13 protein-coding genes, 2 tRNA genes and 1 pseudogene are annotated in these 17,784 nt (G+C 44.3%); 13 read left to right on the top strand and 3 right to left on the bottom strand.

Annotated elements, in window-relative coordinates:
* Positions 1-144 precede the first annotated feature (144 nt).
* The 6 genes and pseudogenes from C1712_RS01640 to C1712_RS01615 all read left to right on the top strand — a co-directional run bounded on the left by C1712_RS01640 (position 145) and on the right by C1712_RS01615 (position 11,156).
* Positions 145-4,374 (top strand): 2-hydroxyacyl-CoA dehydratase, encoded by a 4,230-nt coding sequence (locus C1712_RS01640; protein WP_102266185.1) that lies wholly within the window; start codon positions 145-147, stop codon positions 4,372-4,374.
* Between the two features lie 132 nt (positions 4,375-4,506).
* A pseudogene (locus C1712_RS01635) lies at positions 4,507-7,221 on the top strand (DEAD/DEAH box helicase); the annotation flags it as partial.
* Complete coding sequence (locus C1712_RS12945; protein WP_342744939.1) at positions 7,198-7,776, top strand: DEAD/DEAH box helicase; 579 nt, start codon at positions 7,198-7,200, stop codon at positions 7,774-7,776. The pseudogene C1712_RS01635 and the gene C1712_RS12945, both read left to right, overlap by 24 nt.
* Positions 7,777-7,862: 86 nt before the next feature.
* Positions 7,863-8,834 (top strand): Gfo/Idh/MocA family protein, encoded by a 972-nt coding sequence (locus tag C1712_RS01625; RefSeq protein ID WP_102266181.1) that lies wholly within the window; start codon positions 7,863-7,865, stop codon positions 8,832-8,834.
* 55 nt (positions 8,835-8,889) lie between these two features.
* Entirely contained in the window at positions 8,890-9,786 is an 897-nt protein-coding gene (locus C1712_RS01620) for a TIM44-like domain-containing protein (RefSeq protein ID WP_102266180.1), read from the top strand.
* A gap of 86 nt (positions 9,787-9,872) precedes the next feature.
* The gene (locus C1712_RS01615) at positions 9,873-11,156 is read left to right on the top strand and encodes an SPFH domain-containing protein (RefSeq protein WP_102266178.1); all 1,284 of its coding nucleotides are present in this window, start codon (positions 9,873-9,875) and stop codon (positions 11,154-11,156) included.
* A 260-nt stretch (positions 11,157-11,416) separates the two neighbouring features.
* On the opposite strand, the gene C1712_RS01610 is transcribed toward C1712_RS01615, so the two are convergent.
* From C1712_RS01610 to C1712_RS01600, 3 genes are all read right to left on the bottom strand, one after another.
* Positions 11,417-11,492, bottom strand: a tRNA-Glu gene (locus C1712_RS01610).
* A 156-nt stretch (positions 11,493-11,648) separates the two neighbouring features.
* A complete protein-coding gene (locus C1712_RS01605; RefSeq protein ID WP_102266177.1) occupies positions 11,649-12,167 on the bottom strand; it encodes an ECF transporter S component in 519 nt (172 codons plus the stop codon).
* A 37-nt stretch (positions 12,168-12,204) separates the two neighbouring features.
* Positions 12,205-12,789, bottom strand: coding sequence for a LexA family protein (locus C1712_RS01600; RefSeq protein ID WP_102266176.1), 585 nt, complete (start codon positions 12,787-12,789; stop codon positions 12,205-12,207).
* 147 nt (positions 12,790-12,936) lie between these two features.
* Here C1712_RS01600 and C1712_RS01595 point away from each other — a divergent pair, with 147 nt between their 5' ends.
* The 7 genes from C1712_RS01595 (at position 12,937) to C1712_RS01565 (ending at position 17,281) form a co-directional block, all read left to right on the top strand.
* Complete coding sequence (locus C1712_RS01595) at positions 12,937-14,190, top strand: DNA polymerase Y family protein (RefSeq protein ID WP_281254603.1); 1,254 nt, start codon at positions 12,937-12,939, stop codon at positions 14,188-14,190.
* Between the two features lie 87 nt (positions 14,191-14,277).
* On the top strand, positions 14,278-14,538 hold the full coding sequence (locus C1712_RS01590; RefSeq protein ID WP_245858028.1) for a hypothetical protein: 261 nt from the start codon (positions 14,278-14,280) through the stop codon (positions 14,536-14,538).
* 9 nt (positions 14,539-14,547) lie between these two features.
* Positions 14,548-14,994 (top strand): MGMT family protein, encoded by a 447-nt coding sequence (locus C1712_RS01585; protein WP_245858027.1) that lies wholly within the window; start codon positions 14,548-14,550, stop codon positions 14,992-14,994.
* 156 nt (positions 14,995-15,150) lie between these two features.
* A tRNA-Asn gene (locus C1712_RS01580) sits at positions 15,151-15,226 on the top strand.
* 221 nt (positions 15,227-15,447) lie between these two features.
* Positions 15,448-16,146 (top strand): hypothetical protein, encoded by a 699-nt coding sequence (locus C1712_RS01575; RefSeq protein WP_102266173.1) that lies wholly within the window; start codon positions 15,448-15,450, stop codon positions 16,144-16,146.
* A 120-nt stretch (positions 16,147-16,266) separates the two neighbouring features.
* The gene (locus C1712_RS12605; RefSeq protein WP_180963036.1) at positions 16,267-16,572 is read left to right on the top strand and encodes a hypothetical protein; all 306 of its coding nucleotides are present in this window, start codon (positions 16,267-16,269) and stop codon (positions 16,570-16,572) included.
* A 13-nt stretch (positions 16,573-16,585) separates the two neighbouring features.
* Complete coding sequence (locus C1712_RS01565; RefSeq protein ID WP_102266170.1) at positions 16,586-17,281, top strand: hypothetical protein; 696 nt, start codon at positions 16,586-16,588, stop codon at positions 17,279-17,281.
* Positions 17,282-17,784: the final 503 nt, after the last annotated feature.

The raw sequence follows: 17,784 nt of genomic DNA, 5'->3' as shown, positions 1-17,784 counted from the left end.
CTGCGGCTTCATGATACATAAAAGAAGCAAAACGATCTGAGAAAGAAAAAAGGTCAAAAAAAGCTTACAAATTGAGATTTACTTGAGAATGTATTGATAATATAATATTATGCGGTTTTATTACAAGAAAGAAAGGTGATTGCGATGAATACCTACCGTGTCGGCATCGATATTGGCAGTACGACTGTGAAACTGGTGGTATTAGATCAGGAAAGCAAGATGATTTACGGGGAATACCGCCGTCACCATGCACATACACAAGAAACATTGACTGCGCTGTTACAGGAAGTCAAAGCGCAGTTAGGAGATTGTATTTTACAGGTGAAGATTACCGGATCGGGTTCGATCAATCTGGGGAAGGCATTAGGGATTGCCTTTATCCAGGAAGTGGTAGCAGTGGCGAGTGCTTTGCAATTTTATGCGCCGCAGACGGATGTGGCGATCGAGCTGGGTGGAGAGGACGCGAAGATCATTTATTTTACCGGTGGCCTGGAGGAGCGTATGAACGGCGTTTGCGCAGGCGGCACCGGATCGTTTATCGATCAGATGGCAGCTTTGTTAGAATGCGATGCGCAGGGATTAAATGAAGCGGCAAAGCATTATCAGCAGATCTATCCGATCGCGGCAAGATGCGGCGTATTTGCGAAATCCGATATTCAGCCATTGATCAACGAAGGTGCAACAAAAGCAGATCTGGCGGCTTCGATCTTTCAGGCGGTCGTCAATCAGACCATTTCCGGATTGGCATGCGGCAAGGCGATCAAGGGCTGTGTTGCTTTTTTAGGCGGTCCGCTGCATTTTTTAACCGAACTGAAAAAAGCGTTTATCCGCACTTTGCATTTGACAGAAGAAACGATCGTCGATCCGAAGCATGCGCACTTATTTGCGGCAAGCGGGGCGGCGCTGGAGGCGAAGGAAGAAAAAGGAATCGAAATTGACGTACTGCTTCGAAAATTACATGACGGGGTTGCGCTGCATTTTGAATTAAACCGACTGGCGCCGTTATTTCAGGATAAGGAAGACTATCAAAACTTTAAGGATCGCCATGCACAGGCAGTGGTAAGAAAAAGTCCGCTTTGCGATTATCACGGTGCGTGTTATTTGGGGATCGATGCCGGTTCGACGACGACCAAGGTGGCGCTCATCGGTACAGAGGGAGAATTGCTTTTTTCTTATTATGCGGGCAATCAGGGAAGTCCGATCCAAACCGCTCAAAAAGCAATCGGTATTTTGGCAGAACAGATGCCAAAGGACGCTTATATTGCCCGTGCCTGTTCCAGCGGCTATGGCGAAGAACTGTTGAAGGCGGCGTTTTGTTTAGATGAGGGAGAAGTGGAGACGATCGCACATTTTATGGCGGCTTCGTTTTTTGAACCGAAGGTAGACTGTATTCTCGATATCGGCGGTCAGGATATGAAGTGCATCAAGCTGAAAAACGGCTCAGTCGATACGATCTTATTAAATGAAGCCTGTTCTTCGGGATGCGGCTCATTCATTGAAAACTTTGCCGTTTCCCTTGGCTACAGTGCGCATGATTTTGCAAAAGAAGCCCTGTTCGCAAAGCATCCGATCGATCTGGGAACAAGATGTACGGTGTTCATGAATTCCAATGTCAAGCAGGCACAGAAGGAAGGCGCTTCGGTTTCTGATATTTCCGCAGGTCTTGCTTATTCGGTTATCAAAAATGCGCTGTTTAAGGTCATAAAACTGACCAGTGCGGAAGAATTAGGCAAACATGTGGTCGTACAGGGCGGTACTTTTTACAATCAGGCGGTCTTAAGAGCCTTTGAAAAGATTGCGGGGATCGAAGCCATTTGTCCGGATATTGCCGGCATCATGGGAGCGTTTGGGGCAGCGCTTTTGGCAAAAAAGCATGACCATGGCGGAAGAAGCACGATGCTGTCTTTTGATGAGATCGCATCACTTACTTATACGACGTCTACAACGCGCTGTCAGGGCTGTTTTAATCACTGCATGCTTACGATCAACCGCTTTGACGGCAACCGTCGCTATATCAGTGGCAACCGCTGTGAAAAAGGGTTAGGGGAAAATGCAGAAAACAAGCAGGCGCCGAATGTGATCGCCTATAAGCAGCAGCGGATGTTTGCTTATCCTCCGCTGAAGGATGCGCCAAGAGGGGTGATCGGCATCCCACGGGTATTGAATCTATATGAAAATTATCCTTTCTGGGCGACCTTCTTCTATGAGCTGGGCTTTCAAGTCGTGTTATCGCCGACTTCCAGCCGTGCGATCTATGAACGAGGGATGGCATCGATTCCATCAGAGTCGGAATGTTATCCGGCAAAGCTGTCACATGGACATGTGCAATGGCTCATCGATCAGGGAATCCAAACGATCTTTCATCCATGTGTGTTTTATGAGCGGCAGGAAACACCGAATGCCCAAAATCACTACAACTGTCCGATCGTCGTATCCTATGCGGAAAATTTGAAAAACAACGTAGAGGACATCGTCGAAGGAACAATTCGCTATCTTCGTCCGTTCATCGCTTTTACAAGTGAAAAGACCGCCGCAGATCGATTGGTGCGCTTTTGTTGGGAAGAATGGCAGATCGATGCCGGTAAAGTAAGAGCAGCGGTGCATCTTGCCTGGGAAGAACAGACAAAAGCCAAGGCGGATGTGCGGGAAGCCGGGCGAAAGGCTTTGGAATGGATGAAGGAACACGATCGTCCGGGCATCGTATTGGCGGGACGCCCTTATCACATCGATCCGGAGATCAACCATGGGATCCCCCAGATGATCGCCGGCTATGGCCTGGCAGTGCTCAGTGAGGATGCGCTGCCGATAGAAGCCTACAAGGACTTATCGCTGCGGGTCAATGATCAATGGGTATATCATTCCCGTCTGTATCAGGCTGCGGAATATGTGGCAAAACGCAATGATCTGGAGCTGATCCAGTTAAACTCTTTCGGGTGCGGCTTAGATGCGGTAACGACGGATCAGGTGAATGAAATACTGGAAAAGCATAATAAATTATATACGGTCTTAAAGATCGATGAAGTCAATAATCTAGGCGCCGCGCGGATCCGTCTGCGCAGTCTGCTGGCAGCCATGGAGATGCGAAAAGAGCAGGGCATCCAAGCGAAAACAGAACCTGTTTCTTATCAGCGTGCAGAATTTACCAAAGCGATGTTTCAGGAAGGCTATACGATTCTTGCACCGCAGATGAGCCCGATCCACTTTTCGATCTTAAAGCCGATCTTTCAGGCTTATCACTTCAACATCGAGGTATTGGACAACGACAATCGTTCGGCCATCGACACCGGATTGCGCTTTGTCAATAATGACGCCTGCTTTCCATCGATCACTACGATCGGGCAGATCATGGAAGCGGTGCTTTCAGGGCGCTATGATACCGATCGCTTAGCGATCATCATGTCGCAGACCGGAGGGTGCTGCCGTGCCAGCAACTATATCGCCTTTATTCGCCGTGCTTTAGAAAAAGTGGGACTGTCTCACATACCGGTCATTTCCTTCAATGCCAACGGCATGGAGAAAAACGAGGGCTTTCATTTACCGCCGCAGCTGCTCTTGAAAGCGGCACAGGGCGTTGTCATCGGTGATCTTCTGATGCGCTGCTTATATCGGGTGCGCCCTTATGAAAAAAACAGCGGTTCTGCCAACGCGCTGCACCGGAAATGGGAAGCGATCGTTACAGAGGCTTTTCGCGATCCAAAGAGCAAGTGGACGTATCGTAAGCTTTGTGCAGGCATTGTCGCTGATTTTGATAAACTGGAGATCTATGAGGATCTAAAAAAACCAAGAGTAGGCATCGTCGGTGAGATCTTAGTAAAATATATGCCTCTTGCCAATAATCACTTAGTGGACCTTTTGGAAAAAGAAGGCGCGGAGGCAGTCGTACCGGATCTTTTGGATTTTATGAATTACTCTTTATACAATGCGAATTATAAGCATCGTTATTTAGGAACAAAACGCCGTGGTGCGGCGCTTGCCAATCTGGGCATCAAAGCAATCGAACAGATCCGCAAGCCGGCAATCGAAGCGCTGAGAAACAGCAAACGCTTTGAAGCACCGATGCCGATTCGCGATGTGGCAATGCTTTCAAAGCCATTCCTCTCTTTGGGCAATCAGTATGGCGAAGGCTGGTTCTTGACCGGGGAAATGGCTGAACTGATCACGTCAGGCGTTACCGATATCGTATGTATTCAGCCTTTTGCCTGTCTGCCTAATCATGTAGTCGGCAAAGGCACGATCAAGCTGCTGCGCAAAACGTATCCGCAGGCCAACATCGCTGCTGTGGACTATGATCCGGGCGCTTCTGAGGTCAATCAGCTGAACCGTATCAAGCTCATGTTGTCTACTGCGAAAAAGCGTCTGTCATCAAAAGGGTAAAGCGATGAAACAGCCGGGAATGAAAGTTCTCGGCTTTTTGCTTGTATGCTTTTATTTTGCTTGGAAAAGTATTTCTTTTGTTTGGCGGCGGTTTTCGGTATAATAAGACTAATGATGAAATGAGGTGAGCACATGCGGTTATTTGATAAATTTTGTATCGAAGAGCTGATCGGCGATGTGCAGAATTATGATATTGCATGTAAATATGACACTTATGACAATGTAGAAACGATCTGTATCGAACGCTGTGATGAAAGTACATTTTTCGTGGAAGCGTGTGTCAATGTGCTGGGAAATGATTATTCCTGCACGTTTCAATATGATTCGCACTATCAGCTGAAAAACTATCGGTGCGCATGCGGCTATTGTACCTCAAAAAGCCCTTGTGCGCATATCGGGGCGGTTTTATGGAAACTGAATCAATTAACGATCGATCATTATCCTTTTCATTATGCCAAACCGGCTTTGAAAGAACAGCGGGAACAACGAGAAAAAAGCCGTCATCTGCGGGATGTGGCAAGGGAAATGCACTTACAGGCACAGCGCCGTCATCAGATCGCCGTTTCCCATGGTCTCATCTATCATCACAAACAGCTTTATCAAAAGCGGATCGATGCTTTTTTGGAAAATGAATGCTATGAGATCACCCCTTATTTTCATAAAGAGATCATGGCGTATTATTTAGATTTCAAGATCGGCAATGAAAAAAAGTACGTCATTAAAAATATCGGCGATTTTTTAAGAAACTGTGAACAGGAGCGTTCCGTACGCTATGGCAACGCCTTGACCTTTGTTCATCGCAAACAGGCATTTAACGCTTTTGCGCAGCAACAGATCCAATTCATGCACATTGCCAATAAACGCTGTCAAGAAAAAAAGCGAGAGCAGGATTACTTTTATCGCTATGATGAAAAAACGTATGTTCTGGGGCGTTATATTGATCTGGATGCTTATACGATCGACGATTTTTATGAAACGTATCATGACTATGCGTTTGACAATCTTTCTTTCCGTGAACAAAAGCAGCCGATTTCTTTACATCTGCGAAAGGAAGCCGATCACTATGTTTTGGAATTAGGTGAGGACGACTATTTTTTAGGAATGAAGCAAGTATATCGCCTGTGTGAAGAAAACTGTCATTTTACTTTGATCAAATATGAATTTGATGAACAGGGCGCGTGTTTCGATCTGTTAGCGCGCTTAAAGAAGGAAAATAATCGAATCGTGATCTTGGAGGAAGACTTTGCTGATTTTTATAAGTATGTGCTGACTTCGTTAAAAGAGCATCTGCTCATTCCTGATTTGGCCGAGCAAAGGGAAAATGATTATGACACGATCAAGATATACGGTGATGTGAACGAACAGGGACAGATCTATTTTCAAGTGATCTATGTGAATGAGTCGCATGCGCACATCCCCGCCTTTCAAAAACAATTTCCCACGACCTATGCACAGGAACTTGTGGAACAGTGCCTGTTAGCGGCCGGTACCTTAGATCGCAAGAACCATCTGGTTTATTTAGACGAAAATCGCCAACAGACTTATACTTTTTTACAAGAGGGTTTGACCTTCTTAAAAGAATATGCCCAGATCTATATTTCCGATGTGCTGAAACGGATCGGCAAACCGGTTTCCTACCATATGAATATCGGGGTCCGTATGGAAAATAATTTATTGGCGTTAGATGTGGAGAGCAGTGAAATTCCGAAGATGGAGGTTGCCGCGGTATTAGAGCAATATCGCCGCAAAAAGAAATTTTATCGCCTGCGAAACGGTGATCTGCTGTATTTGGAATCCACTCAGTTAGCGGAATTATCGAATCTGCTTGACCGTTATCATTTACATCCGAAAGATATGCGGGACGGTACGATCCATCTGGCACAAAATAGGGCGTTTTCTTTGATGAACGAAGAAGATCTGCATACGATCCAATTAAAACGCAAAGCCTCTTATGAGCAATGGCTGACGCACTTTGAGCAGAGGGCATCTGATTTTTCTCTGTCGCCGCATTATCAGAAGCTGCTGAGGGATTATCAAAAAGAAGGGTATCAATGGCTGCGTACGCTTTATGAATATGGCTTTAACGGCATCTTAGCCGATGATATGGGACTTGGCAAGACGCTGCAAGTCATTGCGCTGTTAGATGAACTGCAATTAGAGAAGCCAAGCATCGTCGTTTGTCCTTCTTCTTTGCTTTATAACTGGGAAGAGGAAGTGCATCGCTTTGCCAAACAGCTGCCGGTAACCTGTATAACGGGAAATCAGCAGCAGCGAATGGCATTGATCGAAACAGCCAAAACAGGGCTGCTTGTAACGTCCTATGATTATCTAAGACGGGATTTTACATATTATGGCGATCTTACTTTCGGCTATGTGATATTGGATGAATCACAATACATCAAAAACCCGAAAACCAAGAATGCCTTTGCGGTCAAGCAGTTAAAAGCCGAGCATAAACTGGCATAATCGGGAACACCGATTGAAAACGCACTGGCAGAATTGTGGTCGGTATTTGACTTTCTGATGCCGCAGTATTTGTTTTCCTATGCTTACTTTCAAAAGAACTTTGAAAGCAAGATCATAAAGGAACAGAAGAAAGAAACGATCAAACGCTTACAGAAGCTGGTTTCTCCTTTTATCCTGAGAAGAAATAAAAAAGCGGTTTTATCCGAACTGCCGGATAAAGTGGAAAAGACTTGGCTGATTCCTTTTTCGCAAGAAGAAAGCAAGCTGTACTATGCCAATTTGGCACAAGTGAATCAAGAATTACAAGTGCTCCTTCAAAGTGAAAAACAGGATTCTATTGCGATCTTGGCATTGCTGATGCGGTTAAGACAGATCTGTTGTGAACCGCGGATGATCTATGAGGGAATCGACGCTGTTTCCTCTAAGATGAAAGCCTGTCTGGAATTATTGCTGAATCATCGGGAGAACGGACAGAAGGTGCTGCTGTTTTCTTCTTTTACGAAGGTGTTTGATCTGCTGGAAGAGGAATTGCGGCTGAATAATATCACTTATTTTCGATTAAGCGGAGATACGCCGAAAGAAAAGCGCAAAGAACTGGTACGGAAATTTCAAGACGGCGAAGCGGATGTCTTTTTGATTTCGTTAAAGGCAGGAGGAACCGGCTTAAATTTAACGAAAGCAGAGGCGGTGATCCACTTTGATCCATGGTGGAACAGTTCGGCGCAGAATCAGGCGAGCGATCGCGCTTACCGCATCGGACAGCATAAAAATGTGCAGGTGCATCAGCTGATCATGAAAAACAGCATCGAGGAGAAGATCCAAAAGCTGCAAGAGAAGAAAAAAGAACTGGCAGATCTGTTTGTTGAACAAAGCAGCGGCAGCATCGCGTCTTTATCTAAGGAAGAGCTGCTGGCATTATTTACCCAAGAAATGTGAGCACAGCAGAGGACTGAAAAGCACGGCATGTGATAAAGGAAGCAGATCGCTTGTGAATAAAAAACAGAATAGGAGGATGATGAAAGATGTGGAATTTTGCGGTAATGGGACTTGGCGGCATAGCAAAACGGGTCATAGAGGGGATCGTATTAACACCTTCTGCGTGTCTGTATGCGGTTGCTTCTCGTGATGTTAGCAAGGCCGAAGCGATCAGGGAAAGCAGCGGTGCGAAGAAGGCATACGGTGATTATGAAGCAATGCTGGAAGATCCGCTAGTCGATGTCGTTTATATCTGTACGCCGAATTATCTGCACCATGCACATATCATGGCGGCGCTTGCACATCATAAGCATGTGATCTGTGAAAAGCCGCTTGTCAGCAATGAAGCGCAGCTGCGGGAATGTTTTGCTTATGCGAAAGAGCAGCAGTGCTTTTTGATGGAAGCGGAAAAAACGCTGTTTACACCCTTAAATCAAAAGATCAAAGAAATGATCGAGGATGGGGTGATCGGCAAGGTTTCTTACATTGAAGGCAGCTATGGCTTTTTGCTTCCAAGCGAGGGTTTATCCACTTCTTATTGGGGGTATCGGAAGGAAGACGGCGGCTGCTTTTATGATGTCGGTGTTTATCCGATCTGTTATGCCAATTATTTTGCGGACAGTGAGATCAAACAGGTGCAGTATTGTGAAACGCGGGCAGCGCGCGGCTATGTGGATTTTGCGCAGGCGCTCATCACTTATCAAAACGGGGTGATCGCCAGTGTGCGCAGCAGCTGGAAAATGGAGCTGGAGAACTGGGGCGTGATCTATGGAGAAAAGGGCTATATCAGGACGAAGCAGTTTTGGAAAAGCAAGCGGGCAGAACTGGTAACAAAAGAGCGGATCGTGCCGATCGAGGTGGAGATGGAAAGTGATTTCAGCGGGGAGATCGCGCATGTCTGCACATGCTTGACAAAAGGACTGTTACAAAGTGATCGATTGGGTGAAAAAGAGAGCATGGAAATCATGAAAGTGCTGCGCTGTCAAAATGATGTCAGTAAGAAAAGCGGAAATGAATGATGCAAAGTGAGAGGAATTTGCTATAATAGAAGTAATGAAAGAGAGGATCGACATCATGATAAAGCATAACTGGAAAAAATGGCTGGCTTGCGCATGTCTGCTGGTGCTGTGTCTGGCGCTTTTCAAAGAAGCAGCACTGGCTGATGTGGGGAATAGCTTCTCCGGGGGCGGGGGCAGCTCGGGCGGTTCTTATGGCGGTTCTTATGGTTCCGGCGGAAGTTTCTTTACTTTCCTGCCGTTTGTCATGTCGCCATCGGGATTGATCATACTGCTGGTCGTGATCGCCTTTGTCGCTTTTTTCACAAAACAGAAAGGCAATCCAAATCGCAGAACGATGGGCGGTGTAAATTCCTATTCTTCTCCGGGGTTTAGTTCCAACATCGGATTGAACGAGGATGCGGTAGTAAGCCGGATCAAGGAAAATGATCCTAATTTTGCGGCAGAGCCGTTTAAGACGTATGTCAAAGAAGTGTATATTCAGGTACAGGAGGCATGGGAGCAGAAGAAATGGAATCAGATTCGTCCATTTGAAAGCAATGCATTATTCAATGTGCATAGCCGTCAGCTGCAGGAATATATCGACATGAAGCAGACAAACTATATGAATCGTCAAAATATTCGCAGCTGTGTGATTGCCGACTATCGCATGGACGGAGAGTATGAAGTAGTTACGGTCAAACTGGATGCGAGCTTGTTGGATTATGTACTGGATGATGAAACCGGAAAGCTGATCGAAGGAAGCAAGAGCGAGTATCAGCATCGCAGCTACCGGCTGGAGTTTTTACGCAAGAATGGGGTAAAGACAAAGGCAGAGGAAGGCATCAGCACGACCAACTGTCCAAACTGCGGTGCGCCGACGGAAGTAACCTCTGCCGGACAGTGTGAATTTTGTAAATCGATCATTACGAGCGGAGATTATGGATGGGTGCTGAATCATTACGGTAAATGGTAAGACTTTTTAGGAAGGAAAAAGCGGTGTTTGAAAAGGAACGCCGATCATAGTCAGATAAGACATCATGTCGGAAAGGAACGGATACTATGGGTTTGATTAAAGCAGCAATTTCTTCTGCTTCCACTACATTAGCGGATCAGTGGATCGAATATTTTTATTGCGATTCGCTTAGCAACGATGTACTGATCGAAAAAGGGGTCAAGCAGGTAAGCGCCGGCAGCAACACCAAGGGAAGTGAAAACATCATTACCAATGGCACCGGCATTGCGGTCAATGAAGGACAGGCGATGCTGATCGTGGAAGACGGCAAGATCGTGGATTTTACCGTAGAGCCGGGAAGATTTACATGGGATCAGTCAACGGAACCGAGTTTATTTGACAATGGCTGGAAAGGGTTAAAGGATTCTTTTAAGATCTTTGGCAAACGTTTCACGATGGGCGGTACACCGGGAAAAGATCAGCGTGTGTATTTTGTGAATTTGAAGGAGATTTTTGACAATAAGTTTGGCAGTGCCACGCCGATGCCGTATAATGATCCGACTTATCGAGGCATCTATATTCGCTATTTCGGTATGTATACGTTTAAGATCACGGATCCATTGGCTTTTTATGCGCATGTTGCGGGCAATGTGGAACAGCGTTATACAAAAGCACAGTTAATGGAACAGTGCGATATGGAATTTGTCAATGCGCTGGATACGGCGTTGAGCATGTGCTCCGATGAAGGTTTCCAATATAATGAGCTGCCGAAAAAACAGCGGGAAATCGCAGCTTATATGAATGATACGCTGGATGAAGAATGGCATAAGCGGCGTGGCATGGAGATCGAATCAGTAGCGATTGCCAAAGTAACGCCTGATGATGAAAGCAGAAAGCGGATCCAAAAGATCGATGATGCGATCATGATGGGCGATGCGAGAGTGGCAGCCGGCCGTTTGGCGGAGGCACAAGCGACAGCGATGGAAAACGCGGCGAGCAATGAAGCGGGCGCCTTTACCGGTTTTTTAGGAATGGGCATGGCTGCACAGGCCGGAGGCATGCAAAATGGTGCGCTGTTTGAACAGATGAGCACACGAGAAGATAATCCATTGTTCCAAAAACCACAGCGAGCAGGTGGAACGGGCACTTGGACATGTAGCTGTGGACATGAAAACAGCGGTAAATTCTGTAGCGAATGCGGCAAGGAAAAGCCAAAGCAGGATACATGGACATGTGCGTGCGGACATGAAAACAGCGGCAAGTTCTGTAGTGAGTGCGGGAAACCTCGTCCCAAAGAAGGTTTTGTTTGTTCTAATGAGGAATGCGGTTATACCAGCGATGAGCCGATGAAGTTTTGTCCACAGTGCGGCAGTCCTAATAAAGAAGAATAAAATCGATCCGGTAAAGTAATATAAAGTGATAGGAGCATGCTCATCATGGAAGCCAATATGATGGGAAAAGAGGCTCCAGTGCAAAGCATTTCAAACTGCAATGCTTGTGTTCCTTGGCATTACTTACCGAAAAAAGGGCATCTTCTGCCCTTTTTTTGAAGCAGAAGCACGCATTTTTCAAAAAGCGTATCTGTTTCTAACATAAAAATAAATTATTTTGAAATAAAAAAAGCCCTTTCGCGGGGCTTTTATGCTTTATTTGGTGACGCGTACGGGATTCGAACCCGTGAATGCATGCGTGAAAGGCATGTGAGTTAACCGTTTCTCCAACGCGCCGTTTGCTTGTTTATAATATCATAGAGATTATATGATTGCAAGCCTTTTTTCGCAATTATCTGATAACCCTGAAGTGAAAAGTTTATTTCTGCTTTGCATAGAGAAAAGCGGCTTTTCCTCTTTCAGCATGATTTGTGCATCGGGGAAGAAATCGGTTTAGCGATGAATGACGGGAATCTTTTTCAAGATGGAAACCGCAAGCGGTACGATTACCAGTTGTAAAGCGATACCGGGAATCGCAATCAAGAAAGAGACATTGATAAATGTTTCCAAGGTATAAGGAAGCGATGCAGCGCTCAGCAATAAAGCATGTGCAATACCGCTGACCACTCTTCCGCACAGCATAGCAGCGATCAGCGCCGGATATAGGCGCAGCTTTTTTACAAGCAGGCCACTGACTGCCCCATATGTCGCTAACTCCAATGTCATCGCGATGGCAGTCGGGAAAAATACCGGCATTCCGGTCAAAAAAGAAGAAAGCAGCGGCGTCAAAATACCGACCATGCTGCCAAATATCGGCCCACAGAATAGTCCGCAGATAAAGACCGGAATGTGCATCGGCAAAAACGCCTGTCCGGATGCGGCGCCGAAAAAGTGAAAAATGCCGGGGAATAACAGTCCAAGCGCTAAAAACATGGCAGACATGACCCATCCGATGGTCTGATTGATTTTCATCTCGATCCCTCATTTCTTCTATGTATTTTATAGATGCTTAAAAATAGGTTTTACTGAAAACGACTTTCCCGATGATCTGCACCGGGAGCTCCTGTATTTCTTTTTTGGTAAAATAACGATTTTCCACGAGGGGATTGCCGGCTTCCAAGATCATGAAGTCATCTTTCCAGATCACTTTTTTTACAGTGGCTTCCTCTTGGATCATGACGATGGCGATCGTCCCGCTTTCGACATGTGTGCATTTTTTGATATAGAGCATATCGCCGTCATAAATATGCGCATAGATCATCGAATCTCCCTGTACCTGCAAAAAGAAATCACCAAGTGCATCCTCAGCCGCGCTGACTTCTTCATAGCCGAGAATATTTTGTTGCGCATAAAGATCATATCCGGCTTTTACCACACCGACGATCGGTTTTGCACGGTGCAGTTTCAATAAAGACAAAATGTCCATCTGCATCAATTCACTCAGTTTTTCAATCGTATCATCCTGGATCCTACGGATTTCACCGCTGCACCAGCGTGATACCGTCGATTTTGACACGCCGCAGAACTTGGCGATCATTTCATTAGAGCAATGCGTTGACCGCTTAAATTCAGCAAGCAGATCCTTTAGCAGCATAGTTTCACCTCATTTTCTTTATTATAACAAATGTTGCGTATATTAGCAAATCGGTGCAATAATGGAAGCATTTTACAGATTAAGTTGCGTAAAAAGTATTGAAATATGCAACTTTTGTGATATGATAGCGGTAAAGGAGGGGCTAACGTGCATACAGGTAAAGAACGGATCGTATTACACTGTGATATTAACCACTGCTATGCGCAAATCGAAGAAATGCGGCATCCGCAGCTAAGAGAAATCGCAATGGCCGTCGGCGGCAATGAAATGAGTCGGCATGGCATCATTCTGGCGAAAAATGACCTTGCCCGAGAATTTCATATCCGCACCGGTGAATCACTGCGAGAGGCAAAACAGAAATGTCCGCATTTAACGATCGTTCCTCCTGATTTTCCGGCTTATCTTTATTACAGTGAAAAAGTAAAAGATATTTATCGGGAATACAGCGATCAGGTTGAAGATTTTGGAATTGATGAGGCATGGATCGATGTCAGTGACAGTGTGCAATTATTTGGCGATGGCATGGCGATTGCCCGTTTGATCCAGAAGCGGGTAATGGAGGAAGTGGGACTGACCGTATCGATCGGTGTCAGTTTCAATAAGATATTTGCGAAATTAGGATCAGATTTAGTAAAGCCAAATGGGATCGTCAGGATCGGCAAGGACAATTTTCAAAAGATCGCATGGCCGTTGGCAATCGATCAGTTGTTTTATGTCGGACGTGCAACAAAGGAAAAACTGCATCTGCTGGGGATCGAAACGATCGGTGCGCTTGCCTGCAGCAGCCGGCTTTATCTGCGGGAACAGTTAGGCAAAATGGGAGAATTGATCTGGTGGTTTGCCAATGGTGAAAATATTTCCGATGTCGCATTGGCAGGCGCCGCAAATGAAGTGAAATCAGTGGGCAACAGCATCACTACAGCAAAAAATATGGAAAATGCGGACGATGCGAAGCTTGTTTTGTATGTGCTTGCGGAATCGGTGGCAAGCCGCTTAAAGCAGAAGGGGTTGAAAGGAAGGGTGATTTGTGTTTCTTATCGGACGAGTGAATTAAAATCTTTTTCCAGTCAGCAGAAGATCGAACAGCCAACGGATATCAGCGAGGAGATCGCGGAGATCGCGTTTCAGTTATTAAAGGTAAATTATCGTTTTACATATCCGCTGCGCAGCATCGGCATCAGTGTTTCCCATTTGCATAGGGATCGTGGTTATTCGCAAATACAGTTGTTTAAGAGTGAGAAAATACGGGAAAAGAATGAGAAATTGGATGTGGCGATGCAGCAGATCAGAGAAAAATACGGTTTTTATAAGATCAAGCGGTGCTGTTTGGAAATAGATCGAACATTAACCGCGTTTAATCCGGAAAAGGAACATGTGATTCATCCGACCGGTTATTTTTAACAAAAGAAGCAGAAATAAGGAAGGGCAAACGAGCAGGAAAAGAAGATAGGATCGATAAGGATAGAAAGGAAAAGGAAGGGATCAAAGATGCAGCGATTCAGGGAACATATGGTATTTAAGAAATATATTGATGTGATAACGTTGATTGGGAAAGATGGGAAATTGCGGCCATTAAAAATTATTTGGGATCAGGAAAACTGCTATCCGATCGATCATATATACAGTGTTAAAAACGGGACTTCGGTGGTGGGCGGCTGCGGTCTTCGTTATGAGTGCAGTATATGCGGGAATCGACGGTTATTGTTTTATGAGAGAGATCGCTGGTTTATGGAAAGTGAAAAGCCATAGATAGACGGGATGGAAAGAGGTACGGGACAGGGAAGACAGATCGTTATTTCAGTATTTGCGTTAGGAAAGCAAAGAAATAAAAATACGGTGTTTACAAAAAAGGAATCTTGTTATATGGTAAGGTGCATAAGAACTAGTTGTGAAAAGAGGCGATGGTGTATGGATGAACAGTTTGCTTATCTAGTGTTAGAGATCGTTGCGGAGATTCCTGCGGGGAAAGTGGCGACTTATCAGCAGATCGCAAGGCTGGCGGGAAAAGAACGTCATGCAAGGCAGGTAGGCAATATTATGTCGCATGCTTCTTTTTACGGTGATTATCCATGTCATCGCGTCGTGAATCACCGTGGCGAGACGGCAGTTTCTTGGCCTGAACAAAGAGGATTGCTGGAAGAGGAAGGAATTGTATTTGATAGCAAGGGAAGGATAAATATGCGGATTTATCAGTGGGAAATTTGAGTTTTGAAGCGGATGAGCATAGATAGATAAACGCTATGACAGATCGAATGGTATGCACCATCAATAGGTGTATTACAGAAAATAATATTTTTTATATTTGGGTATTGCTTTTTTGAAAATGCCATGGTATTATATGTGAGCACTCAAGGAAAAGTTGCCTAAATAGCTCAGTAGGTAGAGCATCCGGCTGTTAACCGGCAGGTCACAGGTTCGAGTCCTGTTTTAGGCGCCATATGAAGAATAAAACGAACTTTGACGATGACTGGTGTAGGAAGCAAGGTTCGTTTTTTTTTATTTCTGTATTTTATTTAGTGGATATTAGTTTGTACGAATCAGGATGATGCACATGTGCGAATGTCTGATAATAGATGAAAGAAACAAAAAGGAAGAAATGACGTGCAAAGCAATCGAAAAAGTGTAATAATAAAAATATAGAAAAGTGAGGGAAAAAAGATGAAAAAGAAAATTGTATGCGGGATGATAATTGTAATGTGCATGACATTGGCAGGCTACTCTGAAAAAGAAGAAAAGAAAGCAGCTGCTTCTCTGACATTCAAAGATGATACGGTAGAAGTGATGCAGGGAGATGAAGTGGATGTAAAAGACTTCGTAAAGAATGTGGAAGGCAAAGTGAAATATCCAAAGCTGAATACTTCTGAAGCAGGAGAACAGGTATTAAAATATGTAGTAACCGGCGAGGACGGAAAGAAGAAAACTTATGAGCTGACCGTCAATGTGAAAGCGAAGGAAGAAACCGCAAATACCCAAACTCCTGAAGAGGCACCGGCAGAGGAACAAACAGAGCCACAAACACCGACAACCCAAACGCCTACCGCTACACCACCGGCTGCTAATACCAGCGGATCCAATGGATCTACTACAACAGGATCTAGCGGAGGAAATACCACTACTTCCCCTACTCCACCGGCACAGAATGTATGTGTTCCTGATGGGACATATACAAATTTAGATAATTCTGGAATGTGGTTTAACAGTCAAGCAGAAGCAGAAGCATGGGCAGAGGCACAATTAGCAGATCCAAATAGTCCTTGGTATCAATATCGTAGATATCTTTGGACAACTGGCCTTGTTAAAGATTCATGTGGCGAAATAGCTGAAGGAATTTATACAGTACATTTTTTCAAAGAATAACATATCTCTATATTTGAAATTATAGAATAAAGCATCTTACTCTATCAGACTGAGATGCTTTTTTTATGCAAAAAAAGGAAAATCAATGATCTGGAAAAAGAAGTAAATACCTATATGAATATGCCTGATACAGAGTTTTTGCTGGAATGCATCGAAACCAAATCCCGCTACAGCCATAAAAAGTTTATGTTTACCTTTATTTTTGTAATAATCATATTTTTACTCATGTGGTTAAATGGCATGTTCTTTAGATTATCGCAGTTACACTTATCGAGTGAATACTTAAAAACTACCGTGTACTTGATTATTACAATAATGGCAAGTATAATTTTTGGTGCAGCATTATTCATTTGGGATATGGCTAAAATGCTGTTTAAGTTAAATAAAAAAAGATTTTTACTGGAAGAACTACAAAAAATAAGATGAGGGAGGAAAAACCATGAAAAAAGCAACGACACTACTATTAACACTGATGATGTGCATAACATTGGCAGGCTGCTCTGAAAAAGAGGAAAAGAAAGCAGCTGCTTCTCTGACATTCAAAGATAAAGAAGTAGAAGTGATGCAGGGCGATGAAGTGGATGTAAAAGACTTCATAAAGAGTGTAGAAGGCAAAGTGAAATATCCGAAGCTGGATACTTCTGAAGCAGGAGAACAGGTGTTGAAATATGTGGTAACCGGCGAGGACGGAAAGAAGAAAACTTATGAGCTGACCGTCAATGTAAAAGCGAAGGAAGAAACCGCAAATACCCAAACTCCTGAAGAGGCACCGGCAGAGGAACAAACAGAAACACAAACACCGACAACCCAAACGCCTGCCGTTACACCACCGGCTGCCAATACCGGCGGATCCAATGGATCTACTGCAACAGGATCTACCGGTGGAAATACTACTTCCCCTACTCCACCGGCACAGAATGTATGTGTGCCTAATGGGACATATACAAACTTAGGTAATTCCGGAATGTGGTTTAACAGTCAAGCAGAAGCAAGTGCATGGGCAGAGGCACAATTAGCAGATCCAAATAGTCCTTGGTATGGATGGCCAAGATATAGTATGGGAACTGGGACTGTACTTGATTCGTGTGGCGAAGTAGCAGAAGGAATTTGGGATGTATATTTCCCAGAGTATTAGAAGTAACAGATTTTCTTTTGTGAATAGATCATATTGAGTGCAGAAGCGATCTATGTTATGATTGCTGCGGAGGTATTAGTCATGAATGATACTTTCCTGATGTACCGCTACCTATCACTTACACATGAATTTAGAGGCAATAATCGAATTATTGATCCTCTACTTAATCGTTGTAGAGTTGAAAAAGAAAGACTAGTTATCTAGTCTTTCAAGGTAGTGGTACTAAAAAAAGAGAGAGCGCCAACTCTCTCTTTTCTTTTGGTAGTTTGCACCACCTATCACTTACACCCATATTATATGCCAGTCATATGAAAATATCAATAGTTTAATTTAGAGCAATCAGAACAGTTGCTCTTTTCTTTTACAAGAAAGGACGTGAAACAATGAAAAACAAAGATCCCCCGGAATGTGAAAGGTGTTAAGGAATGCGCAGTCCTTATGTAATACCTATGATCAGAATAAAAATATTGTTATTTGTTTTCTACGTAAAATCTATAATCCTA

Source organism: Massilicoli timonensis (assembly GCF_900199515.1).
Taxonomy (GTDB): domain Bacteria; phylum Bacillota_I; class Bacilli_A; order Erysipelotrichales; family Erysipelotrichaceae; genus Massilicoli; species Massilicoli timonensis.
The sequence above is the reverse complement of the archived record's forward strand: the minus strand, read 5'-3'. Positions and strand labels throughout refer to the sequence as shown.